Annotated in this window: 13 protein-coding genes and 2 pseudogenes; 6 read left to right on the forward strand and 9 right to left on the reverse strand. The window is 55.6% G+C overall.

Annotation, left to right across the window (positions count from 1 at the left end):
- Positions 1-323 precede the first annotated feature (323 nt).
- Both LCH65_RS10195 and LCH65_RS10200 read left to right on the forward strand, forming a co-directional pair.
- Positions 324-916: pseudogene (locus LCH65_RS10195) on the forward strand (DUF4158 domain-containing protein).
- Positions 886-3,300, forward strand: coding sequence for a Tn3 family transposase (locus LCH65_RS10200; RefSeq protein ID WP_345945908.1), 2,415 nt, complete (start codon positions 886-888; stop codon positions 3,298-3,300). The pseudogene LCH65_RS10195 and the gene LCH65_RS10200 overlap by 31 nt, the downstream one beginning before the upstream one ends.
- A 181-nt stretch (positions 3,301-3,481) precedes the next feature.
- On the opposite strand, the gene dhaL is transcribed toward LCH65_RS10200, so the two are convergent.
- Complete coding sequence (gene dhaL, locus LCH65_RS10205; protein WP_226439352.1) at positions 3,482-5,203, reverse strand: dihydroxyacetone kinase subunit DhaL; 1,722 nt, start codon at positions 5,201-5,203, stop codon at positions 3,482-3,484.
- Between the two features lie 1,093 nt (positions 5,204-6,296).
- On the opposite strand from dhaL, the gene dhaK reads away from it, so the two are divergent.
- From dhaK to LCH65_RS10225, 4 genes are all read left to right on the forward strand, one after another.
- Positions 6,297-7,286 (forward strand): dihydroxyacetone kinase subunit DhaK, encoded by a 990-nt coding sequence (gene dhaK / locus LCH65_RS10210; protein ID WP_226439353.1) that lies wholly within the window; start codon positions 6,297-6,299, stop codon positions 7,284-7,286.
- Positions 7,287-7,397: 111 nt separating this feature from the next.
- Positions 7,398-8,108 carry an MIP/aquaporin family protein gene (locus tag LCH65_RS10215; protein ID WP_226439354.1) on the forward strand — a complete coding sequence of 237 codons (711 nt, stop codon included), beginning with the start codon at positions 7,398-7,400 and terminating at the stop codon, positions 8,106-8,108.
- 253 nt (positions 8,109-8,361) lie between these two features.
- The gene (locus LCH65_RS10220; protein WP_226439355.1) at positions 8,362-9,381 is read left to right on the forward strand and encodes a LacI family DNA-binding transcriptional regulator; all 1,020 of its coding nucleotides are present in this window, start codon (positions 8,362-8,364) and stop codon (positions 9,379-9,381) included.
- A 439-nt stretch (positions 9,382-9,820) separates the two neighbouring features.
- Positions 9,821-11,824 carry a methyl-accepting chemotaxis protein gene (locus tag LCH65_RS10225; RefSeq protein WP_226439462.1) on the forward strand — a complete coding sequence of 668 codons (2,004 nt, stop codon included), beginning with the start codon at positions 9,821-9,823 and terminating at the stop codon, positions 11,822-11,824.
- A 637-nt stretch (positions 11,825-12,461) separates the two neighbouring features.
- On the opposite strand, the pseudogene LCH65_RS10230 reads toward LCH65_RS10225, so the two are convergent.
- From LCH65_RS10230 to LCH65_RS10265, 8 genes and pseudogenes are all read right to left on the reverse strand, one after another.
- Positions 12,462-12,650, reverse strand: a pseudogene (locus LCH65_RS10230) (DUF4400 domain-containing protein); the annotation flags it as partial.
- A gap of 298 nt (positions 12,651-12,948) precedes the next feature.
- Positions 12,949-13,695: a TIGR03747 family integrating conjugative element membrane protein gene (locus LCH65_RS10235; protein WP_260523818.1), complete on the reverse strand. Its 747-nt coding sequence runs from the start codon at positions 13,693-13,695 to the stop codon at positions 12,949-12,951.
- Positions 13,696-13,713: 18 nt separating this feature from the next.
- Positions 13,714-15,837 carry a type IV conjugative transfer system coupling protein TraD gene (gene traD / locus LCH65_RS10240; protein WP_226439356.1) on the reverse strand — a complete coding sequence of 708 codons (2,124 nt, stop codon included), beginning with the start codon at positions 15,835-15,837 and terminating at the stop codon, positions 13,714-13,716.
- Between the two features lie 10 nt (positions 15,838-15,847).
- Positions 15,848-16,321: an integrating conjugative element protein gene (locus tag LCH65_RS10245; RefSeq protein ID WP_226439357.1), complete on the reverse strand. Its 474-nt coding sequence runs from the start codon at positions 16,319-16,321 to the stop codon at positions 15,848-15,850.
- Positions 16,318-16,872, reverse strand: a complete 555-nt coding sequence (locus LCH65_RS10250) for a transglycosylase SLT domain-containing protein (protein ID WP_226439358.1) — start codon at positions 16,870-16,872, stop codon at positions 16,318-16,320. The genes LCH65_RS10245 and LCH65_RS10250 overlap by 4 nt, the downstream gene beginning before the upstream one ends.
- Positions 16,854-17,567 carry a TIGR03759 family integrating conjugative element protein gene (locus LCH65_RS10255; RefSeq protein ID WP_226439359.1) on the reverse strand — a complete coding sequence of 238 codons (714 nt, stop codon included), beginning with the start codon at positions 17,565-17,567 and terminating at the stop codon, positions 16,854-16,856. Before LCH65_RS10255 ends, LCH65_RS10250 begins: the two co-directional genes overlap by 19 nt.
- Before the next feature lie 9 nt (positions 17,568-17,576).
- Complete coding sequence (locus tag LCH65_RS10260) at positions 17,577-18,245, reverse strand: hypothetical protein (protein WP_226439360.1); 669 nt, start codon at positions 18,243-18,245, stop codon at positions 17,577-17,579.
- Positions 18,242-18,763 (reverse strand): PilL N-terminal domain-containing protein, encoded by a 522-nt coding sequence (locus tag LCH65_RS10265; protein ID WP_226439361.1) that lies wholly within the window; start codon positions 18,761-18,763, stop codon positions 18,242-18,244. Before LCH65_RS10265 ends, LCH65_RS10260 begins: the two co-directional genes overlap by 4 nt.
- Between the last annotated feature and the right edge of the window lie 45 nt (positions 18,764-18,808).

Here is an 18,808-nt window from a genome sequence, read left to right on the forward strand (position 1 = left end):
TTGCTGGAAGTTGTATTACATCGCTCATAATTCATGTCCTTATCTAATTTGCATCTTCAAATTTCTATTTGAACCAAGGGCTTATAGCCGCCGTCGTTATGTTCATATATCTTTGCCTAACTGTTTGTATCTTCGGGTCTTGCTGAGATAGATCTGAACACCTTCGAATACTGTATATTTATACAAACTTCATGAGCAACCCTAAAAATGCACAAATGCATATTTTGCCGACGAATGGCGTTGATTGTTATTTGCGTGGTCGTGATTTCGATATGCAATCTGCTTCGACATATCACAGATCACAAGAGAAGTGGGCTACATACATGCCGCGTCGTTCGATCCTATCTGCCGCCGAGCGCGAAGGTCTGTTCGCCTTGCCAGACACCCAAGACGAGTTGATCCGCCACTACACATCCAGCGACGCTGACCTCTCGATTATTCGACAACGTCGTGGCGCGGCGAATCGCTTGGGTTTCGCGGTTCAGCTTTGCTACCTACGCTTCCCGGGCATCGTCCTGGGTGCCGATGAGCGCCGCCCCCATCCTTATTAAGACTGGTCGCTGATCAGCTCAAGGTAAGCGTCGATAGTTGGGACGCCTATGGACAGAGAGAGCAGACTCGGCGCGAGCATCTGGTCGAGCTGAAAACGGTATACGGTTTTGAGCCCTTCACCATGAGCCATTACCGGCAAGCCGCTCAATGGCTGACTGAGTTGGCCATGCAAACCGACAAAGATATCGTCTTGGTCAATGCCTTGATTGAGCGTCTGCGGCAGCAATTGATCATTCTGCCTGCTCTCAACGCCGTTGAACGGGCCGGCGCCGATGCGGTTACCCGCGCTAACCGCGCCGTATCCACGAAGCGCTGTCCGAGCCGTTATCGAACGTGCACCGGCGTCGCCTTGATGATCTGTTGAAGCGCCGAGACAGCGGAAACACGACTTGGCTGGCCTGGCTTCGGCAATCTCCCGCCAAACCGAACTCGCGACATATGCTTGAACACATTGAGCGACTCAAGGTTTGGCAGGCACTCGACCTACCCTCTGGCGTCGAGAAGTTAGCGCATCAGAATCGACTGCTCAAGATCGCCCGTGAAGGTGGCCAAATGACACCTACCGACTTGGCCAAGTTCGAGCCGCATCGCCGCTACGCCACTTTGGTGGCACTTGCCATCGAGGGCATGGCTACCGTCACCGACGAAGTTATCGACCTTCATGATCGCATCATCGGCAAAGTGTTCAACACTGCCAAGAAAAAGCACCTGCAGCAGTTCCAGGCGTCCGGTAAGGCCATCAACGCCAAAGTGCGTTTGTTCGGACGTATCGGCCAAGCGCTGCTCGATGCGAAGGTATCGGGGCTAGACCCGTTTACGGCCATCGAGGCCGTCATATCGTGGGACGCCTTCGCCGAAAACCTCACCGAGGCGCAGAAGCTCGCCCAGCCTGAAAATTTTGATTTTCTGCACCTCATTGGTGAGAACTACGCCACGCTGCGTCGTTACACGCCGCAGCTTCTCAATATACTCAAGCTGAGAGCGGCACCTGCCGCTATGGATGTGCTTGAGGCCATCGACCTATTGCGTACCCTGAATGCCGATAACAGCCGCAAAGTACCAGTTGGTGCACCGACTGCCTTTATCAAAAAGCGCTGGCAGAGGTTGGTGATGACTGAGGCTGGCATTGACCGGCGTTACTACGAACTGGGCGTGCTGTCGGAACTCAAGAATTCACTGCGTTCAGGTGATATTTGGGTACAGGGTTCACGCCAGTTCAAGGACTTCGAAGGCTACCTAGTCCCGCCCGAGAAGTTCGCTAGCCTCAAGCAAATCGGCCAGTTGCCGCTGGCTGTGGACACTGATTGTGATCAGTACCTACACGAGCGATTAACGCTCCTGGAAACACAGCTCGCTAGGGTCGATCAACTCGCGGCGGCTAACGACTTGCCAGATGCCATCATCACCGCATCAGGCTTAAAGATCACACCACTGGATGCAGCGGTTCCCGACACCGTGCAGGCGTTGATCAATCAGACGGCAATGAGCCTGCCACACGTCAAAATCACCGAACTGCTGTTGGAGGTGGATGAATGGACAGGTTTCACCCGTCATTTCACCCACCTCAAGTCGGGCGACGGGCCCAAAGACAAACATCGGTTGCTGACCACAATTCTGGCTGATGCGATCAATTTGGGCTTATCCAAAATGTCCGAGTCCTGTCCCGGCATGACCTACGCCAAGTTGGCTTGGCTGCAAGCCTGGCATATCCGCGACGAAACCTACTCTGCTGCGCTGGCCGAGCTGGTCAATACGCAATTTCAGCACGTCTTTGCAGGACATTGGGGGGGGATGGCAGTACGTCATCGTCCGACGGTCAGAACTTTCGTACTAGAAGCAAGGCTGAAAGCACGGGGCATATCAATCCAAAATATGGCAGTAGTCCCGGACGGACTTTTTACACCCACATTTCCGATCAGTACGCGCCATACCATATCAAGGTCGTCAATGTCGGCGTGCGTGATTCAACTTATGTACTTGATGGTCTGCTGTATCACGAATCTGACCTGCGTATTGATGAGTGAGCACTACACTGACACGGCGGGGTTCACCGATCATGTCTTTGCCTTGATGCACCTGCTGGGCTTTCGCTTTGCCCCACGCATCCGTGACCTGAGTGACACCAAACTGTATATCCCGAAGGATCAGGCCACATACGGTGCGCTCAAGGCGATGATTAGCAGTCAGAGGTTGAACATCAAGGTCATTCGCACCCATTGGGACGAAATCTTGCGATTGGCTACCTCGATCAAACAGGGCACTGTCACCGCGTCGCTGATGCTCAGGAAGCTTGGCAGCTATCCACGCCAGAACGGCCTGGCCGTAGCCCTGCGAGAGCTGGGACGTATCGAACGCACGCTGTTTATCCTGGACTGGCTGCAAAATGTCGAGCTGCGTCGCCGAGTGCATGCTGGACTGAACAAGGGCGAGGCCCGCAACGCGCTGGCCAGGGCGGTGTTTTTCAATCGTCTGGGAGAAATCCGCGACCGTAGTTTTGAGCAGCAACGTTACCGAGCCAGTGGCCTCAACCTGGTGACGGCAGCCATCGTCCTTTGGAATACCGTTTATTTAGAGCGCGCCGCAAACGCTGTGCGTGACCACGGCCAAGGTGTTGATGACACGCTGTTAAGGTATCTGTCGCCGTTGGGCTGGGAACATATCAACCTGACTGGGGATTATCTATGGCGCAGCACTGCAAGGGTCGGATCGAGCAAGTTCAGGCCACTGCGGCCACTGCGATCGGCTTAACGTGCTTTATTTTCCGTTTTCTGAAGCGACCCCGACTTGGCCGCATGCATACGCCACCACTTCAAAAACGTTCGTATGAATAGCGCCCCGTAAAAATCCGAAGCCCTGCTTCGCTAACCCATTGAAGGTGCGAAGGGCCCCTAAACGATTTAAGGGGCGCTATGGTTTTCTCCCTAAATGATCAACGACCGAAGCTTTCCAGGGCCGATACGATGGCTTTAGTCCAGACGGTCACGGCGTAGGCACCGGGATCCACGTGCCCCAGAGCTCGTTGACCGATATACGAAGAGCGACCTTTTAGGGGCATCATATTCCGTGTTTCTTCTGCACCTTTCGAGGCGGCGGCGTCCGCCTTTTTTGCAACGTCCACAGCCTCAAGCTCATCGGCGCATGCATGCAAAGCCAAGGCTGTTGGCAATAGCGCATCCAACATCGTCCTGTCGCCAACACTGGCATTTCCGAGGTTGACAATTCCGTCGCAGCCCGCCTGGAAGGCGTTGGCCCAGCTTGACGCAGCGTTCAGATTACCGGCCCCGGATAACGCAACTCCGGCCCGCAAAACAAAGACCGCATACAAGGGGCCGGACGTACCACCCAATGCACGGCGCAGAATGGCCGAAATTTGTTGGAGAGCAATTGCGGGCCGTTCAAGGTCCAAGGTGCCGAGTGAATCTTCAATTGCGCGTGCGCCGCGGGCCAGGCTGATACCTATGTCGCCATCACCGACCACGGAGTCCAGCTCCGTCAAGACTTCTTCCTGTTGGCGTAAGGCTAGGGTGACCGACTGCAGAATGGTCTTGAATTGCCTGGCATTGTCGCAGGACCAGGTGCCTCCGATCGAAGCGGATTCTGCAACGGGACCTCTACAAGGCTGACGCGAAATGGTCCGGACCGGTTCTGTCATTCCGTGCCAAGCCGTCGCTTCAGTAGGCGCTTGCAGACGCAACATAAGGGGGTCATCGACACGCATAAGGGAAATCGAGCAGCCCGCCATTTCCAGTGCGGTGAGAAAGGTGCCGACCATGACCCCTTCTACCTTGATACCGTGCTTAATGCATCCCAAGAGTGCTCGACGGGCGACAATGTCCAACTCCTGTGCAGGCGTGGCACCCAGGTTATTGACCATTAGCACCACGCGCTCATCCGCCTGCAAACGCCCTTGGTCAATAATTCTGTCCAACAGCGTCTTAACCATTTCATCGGCACGCTGGATAGGACCTCGGCGTACGCCGCTTTCGCCGTGGATACCAAGACCATACTCAACTTCGTCGTCTTCGATTTTGAAGCCAGGTTTACCGGCGGCCGGTACGGTACAGGCGCTTAAGCCCAAGCCCATGCTGAACAGCCCGGCGGCGGCTTTTTCAACTTCACTCTTCACCTGAGAGAGGCAAAGCCCGGCTTCGGCGGCGGCCCCCGCCACTTTATGAATAAATACAGTGCCTGCGATGCCTCGACGACCAACCAAACCGCCATCATTGTCCAAGGCGACGTCATCACCCACCACGACCATCTCAACCTGGACGCCCGCGGTACGAGCAATCTCCGCGGCCAGGCCGAAGTTGAGTCGATCGCCAGTATAGTTTTTGATGATTAACAACACGCCAGCAGAGCCAGCGACAGCCATAATTGCGCTTAGAACTGCGTCCACGCTCGGCGAGGTAAATACGGGCCCGGCGACCGCCGCGGTGAGCATGCCATGCCCCACGTAACCGGCATGAGCAGGCTCGTGACCCGCTCCGCCACCCGAAACAATACTTACCTTATTGGCAGCTGCAAGCGCCTGAAAGTCTCTACGGACTACGATGTTTTCACCTTCCAGGAGCATTAGATTCTGGTTGGCCAACACAGCGCCTTCCAGCATGTCCTCGACGACGGAATTAGGGTCATTGATGAGTTTTTTCATGGAGGTTATCCGGTTGACTGTCACTCACCTGGTTATGCCGATCCGGGGAACTACGTAGGCAGTCGCCGGGCAGAGCAATCACCAGAGGTGACCAATTTTTTATTAGTCGGCGGGCTCAACAAACCACTGCTGATCCTGCAGATACCTTAAAGCGATGCAAGCTTGAGCATGGCAAGCTGCATCGACCAACGACATCCGCTGCAAAGCTAGCCACAGCGCGCGATGAGGACTGGAAAAAACGCCTACTACTCGACTCGAGGTTCGTGCAGCGTTCGAATTGAGACAGGATCATGTTCGAACTTGCCATCGCCAAGAGATCTAAAGGAGATCTCCACAGCCAATCAACGTATCGCCGAACACAACAATGACGCATTTAATTTAGAAAAACAAATCATTTTAGGTGCAAACACCATCATTCAGTCATCATCTCCTTCGGACCTACTGTCTACCTACGTAAACTCCTGGGCAACCGGATCGTTACAGGGCGGGTCATCGACGTGGATGTGCCACCTGCGAAACGAGGGTGAGCTTTGCTGTGAGGCAGGACGCGCCGCCAATCGTGGGCTGATCGGCTAGGCCGCAGTGGCGCCCGAGCGCGAGCTACTCAGACAGCCGCTTCACCCAATCCACCCGACGACTCTCGACTTGACCGGTATCTGATCTATATCAGCCAAACAAGCGCCCTCCAAAAAATCAGATCCGCGCGATTGTATTTGATGACGAATGATGTAATATCAAAAAAACTAAGCCATCATTTCACGTGAAAGGTAGCGGCTTGAAAGCCCTAGCAGTCGCAGCATGCACTGTGGGGCTGATGGAGGCGCAGGAAAGTAGTAAAGGCATCACCAGGATAATGAGCGCATTGCCTCCTCGTCTTTAGAACGACTGGGAACTGGGATGAGGTAGCGACCAACGGCGATTTTCTTATGTGAGGCCTTGCTGAGCAGGCTATGGAAGTGAAACACGGCATGTGGTCAATGCGAGACATGCTTGTTAAGAAAGGGATTGCATAATTTCTCGGTGAGCGGTCGCTTGGCTGCCTTTCAGTCGTGCGTCAACAGATGACGAAGTCACTCCAAGGATAAAAAAAATAATGAAAAAATTTATCAACAACGTCGACGATTTCCTCGTCGAAACCCTATCTGGCTTCGCGTCTGCACACTCGGACCTTATCTCCCTGAACTTACATCCGACATACCTTGAACGCAAGGTCCTGACCCCTGGCAAAGTCGCCCTTGTTTCGGGTGGAGGATCCGGTCATGAACCCCTTCATATCGGCTTTATCGGCCGCGGCATGCTGGATGCTGCGTGCCCTGGCGAAGTGTTCACCTCGCCCACTCCTGACCAGATGATGGCAGCTGCTCAAGCTGTCGATACCGGCGCGGGCGTTCTATTCATTGTGAAGAATTACTCCGGCGACTTGGTCAATTTTGAAATGGCATCCGATATGTCCGATTTGGCAACGGCCACGGTACTGATCAATGACGACGTTGCTGTAGAAAACTCAAGCTACACGACCGGTCGGCGTGGTTTGGCCGGTACCGTCATCGTGCAGAAACTAGTCGGAAGCCTAGCCGAAACTGGAGCGGATCTGGAGCACTGCAAAGCGTTTGGGGACCGAGTCAACAAGAATACGGCATCATTGGGTGTTGCTCTGACAAGTTGCATCGTCCCGGAAGCAGGAACCACCACATTCGAAATCGGTGACGATGAAGTCGAAATCGGTGTGGGCATACATGGCGAACCTGGGCGTCGTCGCGACAAACTGATGTCTGCAGACGCCATTACTGCCGAGCTACTGGAAGCCATTTGCAATGATCTACAACCCGCTCAGGGTTCTGAAGTGTTGCTGATTGTCAACGGACTCGGCGCTACCCCCCTCAGCGAACTCTATCTGCTCTTCAACTGCGCACAGAAGTGGCTCGACAAAAAAGGGCTGTCAGTGAGCCGCTCGCTTGTTGGTAACTATACGACTGCTCTCGAGATGGCTGGCGCATCGTTCACGCTTTGCATATTGGATGAGATGACCAAGGAACACTGGGACAGTCCTGTGCACACCGCTGCGTTGCGATGGGGTGCTTAGGCTTTTAACCCAGCTCCTCTCCGTAAAAGTATATGGCGCCTTCGAGTAAAAACTCATTAGCGCTGGAGATCTTTAAACCCGTAAAACAACAACAATATTGGAGATATCGACATGACATCCTTGCTTGGAGAATTCATCGGAACCGCACTGCTCGTGCTTCTCGGTAACGGCGTCGTTGCTAGCGTGATATTGGCTCGCTCGAAGGCGCTAGGCGGTGGCTGGCTCCTTATCACGGTTGGCTGGGCAATGGCTGTATTTATCGCGGTATTCTGCGTTGCACCTTACAACAGCGGCGCGCATCTCAATCCAGCGGTAACTGTCGCACTCGCCATGACTGGCAGGTTCCCTTGGGCCGAAGTTCTTCCCTATATCGGTGTACAAACAGTTGGCGCGGCGTTTGGCGCATTGCTTGTCTGGGCCGCGTACTACAAACAGTTTGGCGAGACCGAGGATGCAGGTATAAAGCTCGCTGCATTTTCTACCGGCCCCGCAGTGCGTAACCTCCCTGCAAACATCATATCGGAAGCGGTAGCCTCGTTCGTTCTTGTCTTCGGCATTCTGCAACTGGCGAGTGCCAGTATCGGGCTTGGCGCACTGGATGCCTTGCCTGTTGCGTTACTGGTGATGGGAATAGGCGCATCTCTCGGTGGGGCAACAGGTTTTGCCATTAATCCAGCCCGCGACCTCGGGCCTCGCATCTTGCATGCGCTGTTACCGATCCAGGGTAAGCAAGGAAGCAACTGGAGTTATGCCTGGGTCCCGGTGGTGGGTCCGCTCGTAGGTGGTGCGCTGGCGGCCCTGCTGTACGAAGTGCACATTTAGAAATTGGTAAATGGTGGCATTTCCATGCATCGTTGCGCTCCCCACTTGATCAGTTCCTGATGGGGGGCTGCGATGCTGTCGCGCCACACGATGGTGTTATATTTGAAGATTCATCATTTCCACATCAGCCCACGAAAGTCCGAACGAAGACAGCTAGCGTTTCGATCACTTTCAGGCCGAATAACCGAAGCCTTTTAATGAAAATGCAACCAATCGACAAATCCCTCTCAACCCCGACAAAGCAGGGGGACTGATGGCAGCCACTCGAGTGAGCATTGCCCGGCTTGCTGGCGTGAGCGTGGCAACAGTCGATCGGGTCATTCGCAACGACTCTGCGGTCCGTCCAGAAACTGTCGAGCGTGTCCAAGCTGCTTTGGACAGTTTGCGTAATACCCGAGCCAGCCGAGGACGACCCGCCAAACACACGTCCATAAAAGTAGCGTTCGTTGTGCCTGTAATCAGGTCAAAATTTGTCGACAAGGTTGAACGTGATATTGCCCTCTCAGCCAGCTTCTTTAGAGAGCACCGGATTACGCCATCCTTCTACCGTTGTGATTTCTCCGATAATTTGAAGACCGCACAACTCTCAGAGTCCTTGCGCGGATATGACTCGGTCGTGCTTTTACCACTGGATTATCCGTGGGTGGATCAGTTCATCGACACGTGTTGCGAGGTAGGAATACCGGTGATAACGGTTTTTTCGGATCGACCGGCGAGCCGACGCGCACTGTTTCTAGGCGCTGACAACCGGATGATGGGGAGAACCGCTGGATTGCTGATGGGCAAGTTCACTGCAGGCAGATCTGGCACCGTCATCATTCTGTCTGATTCATCACGTCTTCCGGACCAGAGCGAACGCAGGACCGGTTTCGAACAAATTCTGGAAGAGGATTTCAAACATTTGCGCTGGGCGGTGGAACCCGACTTCCCCACGGACGACGAAGAAGCCTATGTAGCGTTAAGAGACGCGCTTCCCCGCTACTCCAACGTTACCGGGGTCTATGTAACACGAGATGGCGCAGCAGGTGTAGCAAAGGCGTTGAAAGACTTGCCCGCAGAACCACCGATCGTATTCATCGGGCACGGCATTTCTGACTCGACACGTGCATTACTGACGGCTGGCGGGATGGACGTAGTACTTGATCAGGACGCCCGCGGGGTGGTGCATGCCGCAGGACTTGCTGCGCTCAATCTGGTTAATGACGTCCGTGGCTTGGCGGGCTCTGTTAGACAACCCATCCAAATCTACTTCCGTGAAAATGCGAATGCTTGAAGATTGAGGCCTGAACTCGCCCTAGAAATTTCACTGTCATAGGAACGATGAATACACAACCGCCTCGCCACCGCTGGCAAGTGTTTCATAACACGAAACACCTCGGCAGCTCCCCTCTAACTCCTTGGGGCAGCCCATAAAAAGTGAAACAGCCGGTTCACTCTCGCGGACCGGCCTCGCTGACGTTTTGGAGAGCGCGTCAACTAAGATTGATTTTAAACTTAGAGCCTGCTTAACGCGCCAAGTCTAACTGAAGACAAGACATAAAGATCACTCGTCTAATCAGATACAGTCGTTGCTGGCGAATGCCTTCCAAACTTTGACAAGCTTGAACAATATTGGAGTGATACCTCAGCCAACAGCAATAAACTTTCTTACTGCTAAAAATAAGCCTTTTACAAATAAGGCCGATCAAACCAACAACATAGAAGGCGATATTATGAGTGCATTTAGAACAATTCAGACTCGCTATACTTTTACATTGATTTTTTTCATCATTTCTATCGTTGCACTAACTATCGTCGGAATAAAGCTTTTCATAACACCGCAATTGATGACGACTGACCAGGAAGTATTGATCGCCAAGGTTGAGGAAATCAGCAATAAAATCACCATGGAATTGTCTAAGGTACAAGCACAGTCGCGCAGTATCACCCAAGCCACAACGGTGTTAGACAGCGACACCATAGATAAGGTACTACCGGCCTTACTTGATCAGTACGGCGATATAAAAGTTGTTGGTGGAGGCATTTGGCCGCTTCCCCAGAAGCGCACTCCTGGCCGAGAAAAGCACAGTACGTTTTACGTACGCGATGCTTCGGGAGAGATGATCGCCAACCACTTTTGGAATACCCCTGAGTCCCCGCTATACTTTAACCAACCGTGGTACCAAGGTGGTGTGCAGGCTCTGCGAGGGCAGTGCGGATGGTCAGCAGCCTTTAATGATGCCGCCAGCCCAGAACCGCGCACTGCCTGCGCCATGACCATCTTCAAAAATAATGAGGTATATGGTGTTTCAACAATAAATGTCACTTTGAACTTCTTCAATCAACTGGTCGCAGATAAAGAAAAAGAGATCAGCGGTCATGTAATGGTGGTTGAATCCGATGGCACGATCCTTAGCAATGAGTCGAGTGGAAACAGTAATGTTGTACTGAAGAACGTTTCCGACCTGGCTGGTAAATCGCCGTTCATCGCAACGATTCAGTCTGCCCTGAAAGCCCCACCAAAGGGCTCAGAGCTGGTCCAGAACCACTACATAGGAACAGAGGGGGAGGACCACACATTCCTTCTGACCAGAATATCCGGCACGCCCTGGTTACTGGCCGCTTCGCAGCCAACTCGTCTTTTGACCGTGCATGGAGATGCCTTACTTAGGACCTTGACCATGCTCCAGGTACCAGTAGTGCTCTTGTTGTTACTGCTGATGGTATTCGCTTTAAAGAAACTGATTAATCGCCTAGCGATTTTGAAGTCCAACATTGACTCTTTATCAGCTGGTAATGCTGATTTGACTCGGCGAATTCCAGTCAAGGGACAGGATGAAGTGGACGACGTGGGGAAATCCGTCAATCGCTTTATTGCTTACTTGAGCGATATGATCAGCGACGTATCCAGCGCCACAGAGCAGATTTCCGATGAGATCGCTCTACTCAAGCAACAATCGCAACACTCCAACGAAATTCTCGCGCAACACGCTTCGCAAACAGACCAAGCAGTAACAGCGGTCACCGAGATGAGTACAACTGCCGAATCTGTTGCCAAGAATGCTAGCGACACGGCGAGTTTTACACAGCAGGTCAACGAGCACGCCAGGACATCCAAGCTCGTGGTGCAGGAGGCCTCTTCCAGTGTCCTCGCCCTTATCGGTGAAGTCGAAAGTGCCACGGCAAAAGTCCAGTTGATGGAGCAAGACACGAACCGCATCAATGATGTGCTGAGCGTGATTGGCGAAATCGCAGGCCAGACCAACCTCCTTGCGTTGAACGCGGCGATCGAGGCGGCTCGTGCTGGCGAGCAAGGGCGGGGGTTCGCCGTTGTGGCAGATGAAGTACGAGCCTTGGCAGGACGTACTCAAAAGAGCACTTCTGAAATCAATGAGATGCTCTTGCGCCTTCAACAGGGTGTAAGCGCGGCTGTCAACGCTATGGATAAAACTAAAATCAGTTGCCAGATCACCGCCGACAAGACGACCAAAGTCCACTCCGACCTAGATAAGATGGCAAGTTCAGTTACTGATATCAGCGATCTCAGCAATCACATCGCTACCGCAGCCGAGGAACAGAGCGCGGTGTCCGAAGAGATAAACCACAATATGGTTTCAATACGGCAGATAGTCGAAAAATTGGTCGCAAACGGTGAGAGCGCTAATCGCAGCACTGACATGCTGCAAGACTCTAATAATCGCCTCATCTCACTCGTAAATCGCTTCAAGACTCATTAATCGATAGTACCCAGAAAACTCGGCCGGTGGTGATCTTGTACCTCACAAGATGGCGTTATAATTACTAAAATTAACCCTTGGTTCAGACCGGCCGAGCAATAAGAAGGGGGAAGCTGAAGGTCAAAAGTTGTAAGCGCGAAAGTCTTACAAGATTACAACAACCCTTCCGTAATCCTCAGATCTCTATGGCCAAACAGACCCTCGAAGTAATGGCATCAGAGACGCTGTCAGTAGTAGATGAAAAAATAGTCATGCTGAAGATGGTCATTGCAAGGCTCACAAATTCTCCCACTGCTTTGCTGTCTTCTGAATATTTAGTGACCTCGGCGATAATAGCCCCAGGAAGACCGCGAGGCGGGGCATCGCTGAGCATTGCGAGCAGGAAGCAAATGTGCGAAGTTTTGCATGAGGATTTTCGCGAAAAATGGGATGTAGCTTGCGCTATGAGAACGCGTTGGACTGACTTTGATAAGCCCACCTATGACGCATACATCGGGGCTATCAAAGTCCTGCAAGGAGGGTGCTCGCTCTGGGCGGTAGAAGAGTATTGGAGGATAGGCAACCGGCAGTAAGGCTGCGGCCACCAAACACGCGCGTTGTCATATCGACTGAAAAAAAATTAGCACTTGTGTTGCACTTAGATATGTTTTTTGAACGTCGCCGCCGTGATTGCGATGATCACCCCAAGCAATACGGAGCAAGGCAGGAATACCGCCATTGGGCTGATTGAAAAGGGCAGGGACAGATACATTATCCAAGGCACGATCAGTAATGGTACCACTGCTCGCTTGGCGCGGTGATAGACAAAACTGCTTTCGCGCCCGGAGTTTGAAGAACTGGTCCCAGGTCAGGAATTTTATCGATGGATTCTTCTCGGGAGCACGGGCTCGCTCATTCGCTGCTGGCTTGGATTCAGCGATGATGGTAGGAGCATTGATCAGCTCCACTCGGATGGGGTCGTTTCGCTTCCAAAACATTCAAGGCTCCTTAGCATAACTCTACAGCTCCATGGCATCCACGACTGAAAAAGCTGCCGCCCTGACGTCGATGCTCGCTATAAGTAACCAGAGACAGTCGCACTTCGCGGATGCCAATTTATAACCCGTACGTGGCCAAGTTTGAAGTCACAAATACTTTTTAAACGTGGAGGCAGTAATTGCCACCATGACGCCTAGCATGCTTGCACAGGGGGCCAATACCCATAGCGGGTTCACGCTGATTGGCAGAGACAGATAGACAATCCAGGGCATGAACATCAGCGGAACGAGAGATCGCTTGGCCCGGTGGTAGATGAAGCTGCTTTCGCGTCCGGCGCCGAACTTTCGCAAGTCCCGGCGCATCAGTCCGTCGACCAGCCCCGTCAGCGTCGCGAGCAAAAACAGCGGTGTCGCCAAGGTCAGCACCGCCAGGCGCACCGCAAAAGTCATCGTCGTGTAGACCGCAGCGAGGATATAGTCCTTGGTGAGCACATACATACTACCGACCCACGCCCAGAAGCTATCGGATTGACCGATCTCGCCGGCGCGAGCATCCAGGTGTGCTAGCCCGGTTCGCTCGATGAGCCACTCCTCCAGAAGGGTTAAAACCTTCAACGTCGCTGCTCCCGGTTGCTCAACAATGAGCGAGTTCTTGAAGTGGCTGCTGAGCCACGCGAGCTCGCTGTCGAGCATCGCATAACTGTGGTGCCAGCCTTGCTCCGGCCAGAACCAGATCAGCCCTATGTATTCCATGATGATCGACGCCAGCAAGGACATGAAGAGCAGTCCGATGATTTTTAGCACGCCGGCAATGAACGACATGATCAGGCCAGGACGTTGCTGCGGTGGGGCCTGCCGCGGCGGATCGGCGCTCACGGTACTAGCCGCTTGCATAGGGACTGTGCAATACCGCTATCCACGGCGGCTTCCAGGCGGGGGTTGCTCTGGGTCATAGTCCACGGTCGGACCACCGCCGCTGGCGGTCCACCACTTGTTCGCGTGGGCGTTGTACGCCGCACGCATGCGGGTGGCAAGTTCCTGCAGGTCCTTGGGCATGGCATCGTCATCCGCCGGTTTAGGCAGGGGCATCCGCACCTTCCAGAGCTGTCCGCCTTCCTGGAAGGAAAACATTTGGCCCTTGGGCAGACTGACGATGTGCGCGGGATCGATCAGCGGCACGGCAGTGGTGCTGACGCGATCCTGGGAGGACGAGGTGAAGTCGGTATGGGCATCGGGATCCGCGGTATCAGTGGCGCCCGAGACCAGGGTGCGTGTCTGCACATTGACCCGGGGCAGTTGGTGCGTGAGCAGCTCGGCGGTCGCGGTCTCGCGCACACGAAGCATTTGCAGCGTGTTGAAGTTGCCGATGACCTGACCGGCCTTGGCGCGATTGCCGATCCTGGCTTCGATATCGCTCAAGGTCTGGGTATAGGCTGTCACCTGGATACCGGCGCCAGCGCCCTTGTTGATCAGCGGAATGAACTCATCGCCCATCAGCTCGTTGAACTCATCGGCGTGCAGATTGATCGGGAGTTTTTGCCCGGAGGCATCGGCGCCCGGCAGGCCATGGTCAACGCCATGTTTGTAGATATGACCCGCGACCGACACCAGGTCCGCGAACATGGAGTTGCCGACTGCCGCGGCCACTTCTGCGTCGGTGAGGGCATCCAGGCCGACGTAAACAATGCCGCGTTTGCGGATGATCTGCATCCAATCGAAGATCGGCCGCGGATCCTCGAGGTCGGTGTAGTTGGGGGCTAGCAACTGCGCGGTCTTGCCGCTGGTGAGCTTTTCCAGCAATGGCAGTAGGGAAGCCACGATCTTGTCGAAGTAGGTGCGGTCATAGCGTACCGCCGAGCGCAGACCATCCATGACCGGATCAAAGATGCGCTTGGCGGCCAGGTATTGCTCGATCGCTACCACACGCTTTTCGCGCCCGACCATGTGCCGCGGGATGTTCTTCTCGTTGAGCTTGCCCTCGATCTGCACGATGGCTTCCCAGGCGCTGGCATCATGCCGGGCAAAGAACTGCTGGGCGTATTCGATGAACAAGGCGTCGATGTTCACCACGTGTCGCTGGATCTGCAGATAGTCAGGCCGGCGACCTAGCTCGACCAGCGCGCGGGCGATGATGTTGACGAAGCGCCAGGCAAACTCGCGAAACGCTGCGGAGTTGCCTTCGCCGCTCAGTTGCCCGGCAATGCGGGTGGCCACTTCAGAGATGCGGCCGAAACGACCCACTGCGTTGTAGCGCGCAGAGATGTCAGGCCAGCCCAGGTGAAAGACATAGAATTCCTTTTCACGACCGGCCCTGCGCGACTCGACGTACATACGCTTGAGCAGATCGGCATCGCCCTTGGGATCGAACACGATCACCACTTCGGGCGCTTTCCGGTGGATATCCTGGGTGATGTACACCTCTGCTAATCGCGTCTTGCCGACCCGGGTAGTGCCCAGGACCAGGGTGTGTCCCACGCGTTCACCCAGCGGTAGGCTGACTTCGGTTTCGTTGGGTTCGACCCCATGCAGCAGCGGCGAGCCGCCCACCGGCGGCAGCGGCCTGATGGGGTTGAAGGCGCTGTCCCAGGCAGTGGCGCGGCCCAGCAGGGTGAGCGGGTAGGGCGCCGATTCCAGGCGCTTTTCGAGGTGCCTGGCGATCCGATGGGGCAACGATTGGTTCACGTAACGGGCGACATCCGGATCCTGGGCTTCAACCAGGCGCTGCGTGTGCAGGCGGGTCCAGCGAAAGCCTCTGCCCATGAACAGCCGTTTACGGCTCACCGGTATCTGGCGGCTGGTCAGCTCGTAGCGGGGCAGGCGCCGGATATTGCGCCGGTAGCGCAGCACCATGCGTGCCTCATTAAGCCGCTTGAGCCCGAAGGCTGTGTAGGCCATAGCCATCCCGGCGCCGATCTCCGGGGAGAGAGCGACAGCCCAAGGGGAGTGCAGGCACAGTGCAGCGGCCCCTCCGCAGACCGCCACGGTGTACAGCTCGACGGCGGGGCGCAGCAACGACTCCATCACGTGATCGACCATGACGGGTACCTTACTGTTCCAGGGCAGTGGCGGTGATCAGTACCGGGTAATGGGAGAGCTGTAATCGCTCCGCAATATCATCGCCACTCACCGGCATGACGGTCAGCTCGGGTACCAACGACTGGATGCGTCGCAGCGACCCGGCATCGGTCACGTCGACCACGAGTCCGGCGGCGCCAAGCTCTATTAGGCGGGTGGCATTGCTGCTCAGCCACTCCAGTGAGGTCGCATCCTCCCCGACCAGGAAGAAAGGTTTAAGGCCCGGCATATGCAGCGTTCTCGCTTCAACATTGCCTGGGCTTAGCTTGGGGCTGCGTACCGGCAGGATCCAATGCAGTCCCGAAGGCAGGGGCAGGTCGGTATGGATGATCGACGGCGATACCAGGTTGAGCTTTCCGGTGTTGTCCTGCGCCCCCGCGGGTGCAGCGCACAGCGCAGCGATACCCAGAGACCGCAAAAGGCGATTGAGGTCATGTCCAATCATGGTGAGGATTCCAAGGTGGAAGAAGTCGAGGCCTGTAACTGCTGCAACTGCTGTTGAAACTGGGCGCGGTAGCGCGCGGCGATCGCACCACCCGCTGGACGGTGGTAGCGGCCGGCCGCTAGGACCCAATCGCCGGTCAGCTCGTAGTGTTCGCGCAGTAGCGTGGCGGTCACGATGAGGTTTTGCTGCGGATCCAGGGCGGCACATGGGGATGAATAGCGTGCGCCGTTATGGCCCAGGTTGGTTTGCCCCAGGCCGACATCAATACGTTTGAGATCGTGTTGCCTCGCAGCCTTGTGTATCCCTTGGCAGGCTGCATCACGCGTAGGATAGCGTTGCCCCTGACCGGCAATGTTCAGTGTCCAGGGCCAGGGGATGCGCTGACCGCGAAGCAGCGTCCCGCTCTCCTGCAGCGCCACCGCGAACAGCACGGTCGCCGGGACGCCGGAGCGCGCTGCGGCGAGTTGGTAAGCCGGCGGCGGGATGCTCTCAGCAAGCACCAGCCGCACCGGCAGCAGCACGGCCAGCCAGGCTATTCGATGCGCTGCCATTGGCCATCGACCTGTTCGAAGCGGGCGGGGAGCGAGCCATAGGCACCGAGGCTGAACCAGCGACCGCGGTCATGATTGAGGGTGATCTGCCGACGTTGAACATTGGCTGGGCCAATCCTAGCTGCCTTGGCCCAGCGACGGACCGAATCGTCATCGCCGTCGCTACCTACCAGATACAGATCAAACGCCGTACCCTGGTCCTGCAGGCGCTTCGCCGCGCTCATGCAGCTGTCGCAATCGTCTTTGACGAAGAGCGCGCTGCGTGCTGCGGTTTGCGAGGCGGTACTGGCAGTGGTCGCCATGCCCTGGATTGGCATCAAATCGGGGTACAGCTTGGCCCACGCCTGCGTGTAGGCCTTCTGATAGGCTAGCTCGCGTTCGGCACGCTTGGCCTCAAGGCGAACCTGCAGCTCAGCATAACGCTGGCGTTCCTGGTCCGTCTCGGCCTCGACGCCGAGGGTGGTCAGAGGATCGAGTTGCGGGCTCCAGTAGCGGCGCGGACCCGCTTGCAGGGATTCGAATTTGGCCCATTCCTGTTCGGTGAGCCCCCATATCTCCTGGGAGTGCTGGGCTGAAGCCCGCAATGCTTGCCGCTCAGGTGCAGTGTGGTCTGTGGTCGAGATGTCAGGGGTGGCCAGGGCCAGGTGGCAGAAACAGCCCATCGACCAGGCGGATAACGACACGAAGGTTTTCATGGCACCTCTCTATGGAATTGGCAGGGTTTGAGCCTGGCCGGTGATCGAGAACACGGCAGTGCTCGTGTTCAAGTTGTCCAGTCGCCATCCGCCAAAGGTCTCGCCAGTTTGAATCAGGCGTACCGAGCTAAGCATTCGGTCGCCTAGTGGCAGGAGAGACAGGAATCGTTCGGGTCCGCGACGTTCGCTGCCCATGATCGAGAAGGGGGGCGTTGGCGGTTGTGGGCATGGGACGGCCGGCGACCTGCTTGAAACGCTGGCGGGTCTCGCCTTCGGCTGAGGCGCCGCTTGCAGACGGACTTGAGCCAGTTGCTCCTCGATGAGCGAGAGCCGTAGCTCCAAAGGCTGCAGGTCAAGATTGGCAGTTGGTGCTTGCTTGGCGACCCTAAGGGATTCGATGTCGCTGGCCAGTTGCACCGTCTGTTCACCGTGCTCGGTTTGTGTCGAGGCCAGCTTGGATAACGTGCTACGCAGTTGCGCGATGGCGGTATCAGCCAAGCCTTGCTTGTCGTTCAGCTCACGCCATTGGCGTTGGTACTCGGAGACCGTCATTTCGTTTTGCGGTTTGGCCTGCAACGCTTGTAGCTGCCGATGCTGATTAACGGCCACCGCCGCGAGTCCCGACGTGCACAGGCACAAGGCGCCGACAACCAGCGCCTGAAAGGAAGTCGATTTCATGGCTGGCCCTCGGCTGGTAGCGCTGGGTCGTTGGTAACGACCTGCCGCTGGGTAAAACACACGGTGCGCAGCACCGGATCCGTCTGTAATTGCCAGGCCTCGCCCCCCAATACGTCCAAGGCGTCCATCAGCGAGATGGGGCCGAGTTGGTAATGGACCGACGGCAGTGGACGACTGAACAGCGTCTGGACCCTAAGGGTAGCGGCGCACAGGGAGTACCCGGATCGTTGCAGGACGAAGTGCAAGGCATCGGCGACCGTGGCGTTGAGCGTCGGCGTGATATGGACGTCGATGATCTGAAGCAATGGATCACGTTGTTCCACGGTTGGCTGGGTGCTCACCAGGCCGTAGCGCCCTTGGGCGATTTCCGGAGCTGACTTCGGCTTGAGCCTGGGATTGATCGCGCTGGATACGCCAGGCGCTGCCGTCTTGGGCACAGGTGTAGCGTCAGTGCGGGCGGAGGTACACCCCGTCAGTGCAATGGCCAACGCGAGACTGATGGGAAGATTCAGGTTCATGATGAACTCCCGGCATTTGCGAGGGCTAACCATGGCAGTCAGGAT

This window comes from Pseudomonas sp. MWU16-30316 (genome assembly GCF_020515645.1).
Lineage (GTDB): Bacteria > Pseudomonadota > Gammaproteobacteria > Pseudomonadales > Pseudomonadaceae > Aquipseudomonas > Aquipseudomonas cerasi.

Bases quoted from the DNA above. Each gene is read 5' to 3' on its own strand.
- dhaL (WP_226439352.1), bottom strand. From the start codon at position 5,203: ATGAAAAAACTCATCAATGACCCTAATTCCGTCGTCGAGGACATGCTG.
- LCH65_RS10225 (WP_226439462.1), top strand. From the start codon at position 9,821: ATGAGTGCATTTAGAACAATTCAGACTCGCTATACTTTTACATTGATT.
- LCH65_RS10220 (WP_226439355.1), top strand. From the start codon at position 8,362: ATGGCAGCCACTCGAGTGAGCATTGCCCGGCTTGCTGGCGTGAGCGTG.
- traD (WP_226439356.1), bottom strand. From the start codon at position 15,837: ATGGTCGATCACGTGATGGAGTCGTTGCTGCGCCCCGCCGTCGAGCTG.
- LCH65_RS10245 (WP_226439357.1), bottom strand. From the start codon at position 16,321: ATGATTGGACATGACCTCAATCGCCTTTTGCGGTCTCTGGGTATCGCT.
- LCH65_RS10235 (WP_260523818.1), bottom strand. From the start codon at position 13,695: ATGCAAGCGGCTAGTACCGTGAGCGCCGATCCGCCGCGGCAGGCCCCA.
- LCH65_RS10250 (WP_226439358.1), bottom strand. From the start codon at position 16,872: ATGGCAGCGCATCGAATAGCCTGGCTGGCCGTGCTGCTGCCGGTGCGG.
- dhaK (WP_226439353.1), top strand. From the start codon at position 6,297: ATGAAAAAATTTATCAACAACGTCGACGATTTCCTCGTCGAAACCCTA.
- LCH65_RS10260 (WP_226439360.1), bottom strand. From the start codon at position 18,245: ATGAAATCGACTTCCTTTCAGGCGCTGGTTGTCGGCGCCTTGTGCCTG.
- LCH65_RS10265 (WP_226439361.1), bottom strand. From the start codon at position 18,763: ATGAACCTGAATCTTCCCATCAGTCTCGCGTTGGCCATTGCACTGACG.
- LCH65_RS10255 (WP_226439359.1), bottom strand. From the start codon at position 17,567: ATGAAAACCTTCGTGTCGTTATCCGCCTGGTCGATGGGCTGTTTCTGC.
- LCH65_RS10215 (WP_226439354.1), top strand. From the start codon at position 7,398: ATGACATCCTTGCTTGGAGAATTCATCGGAACCGCACTGCTCGTGCTT.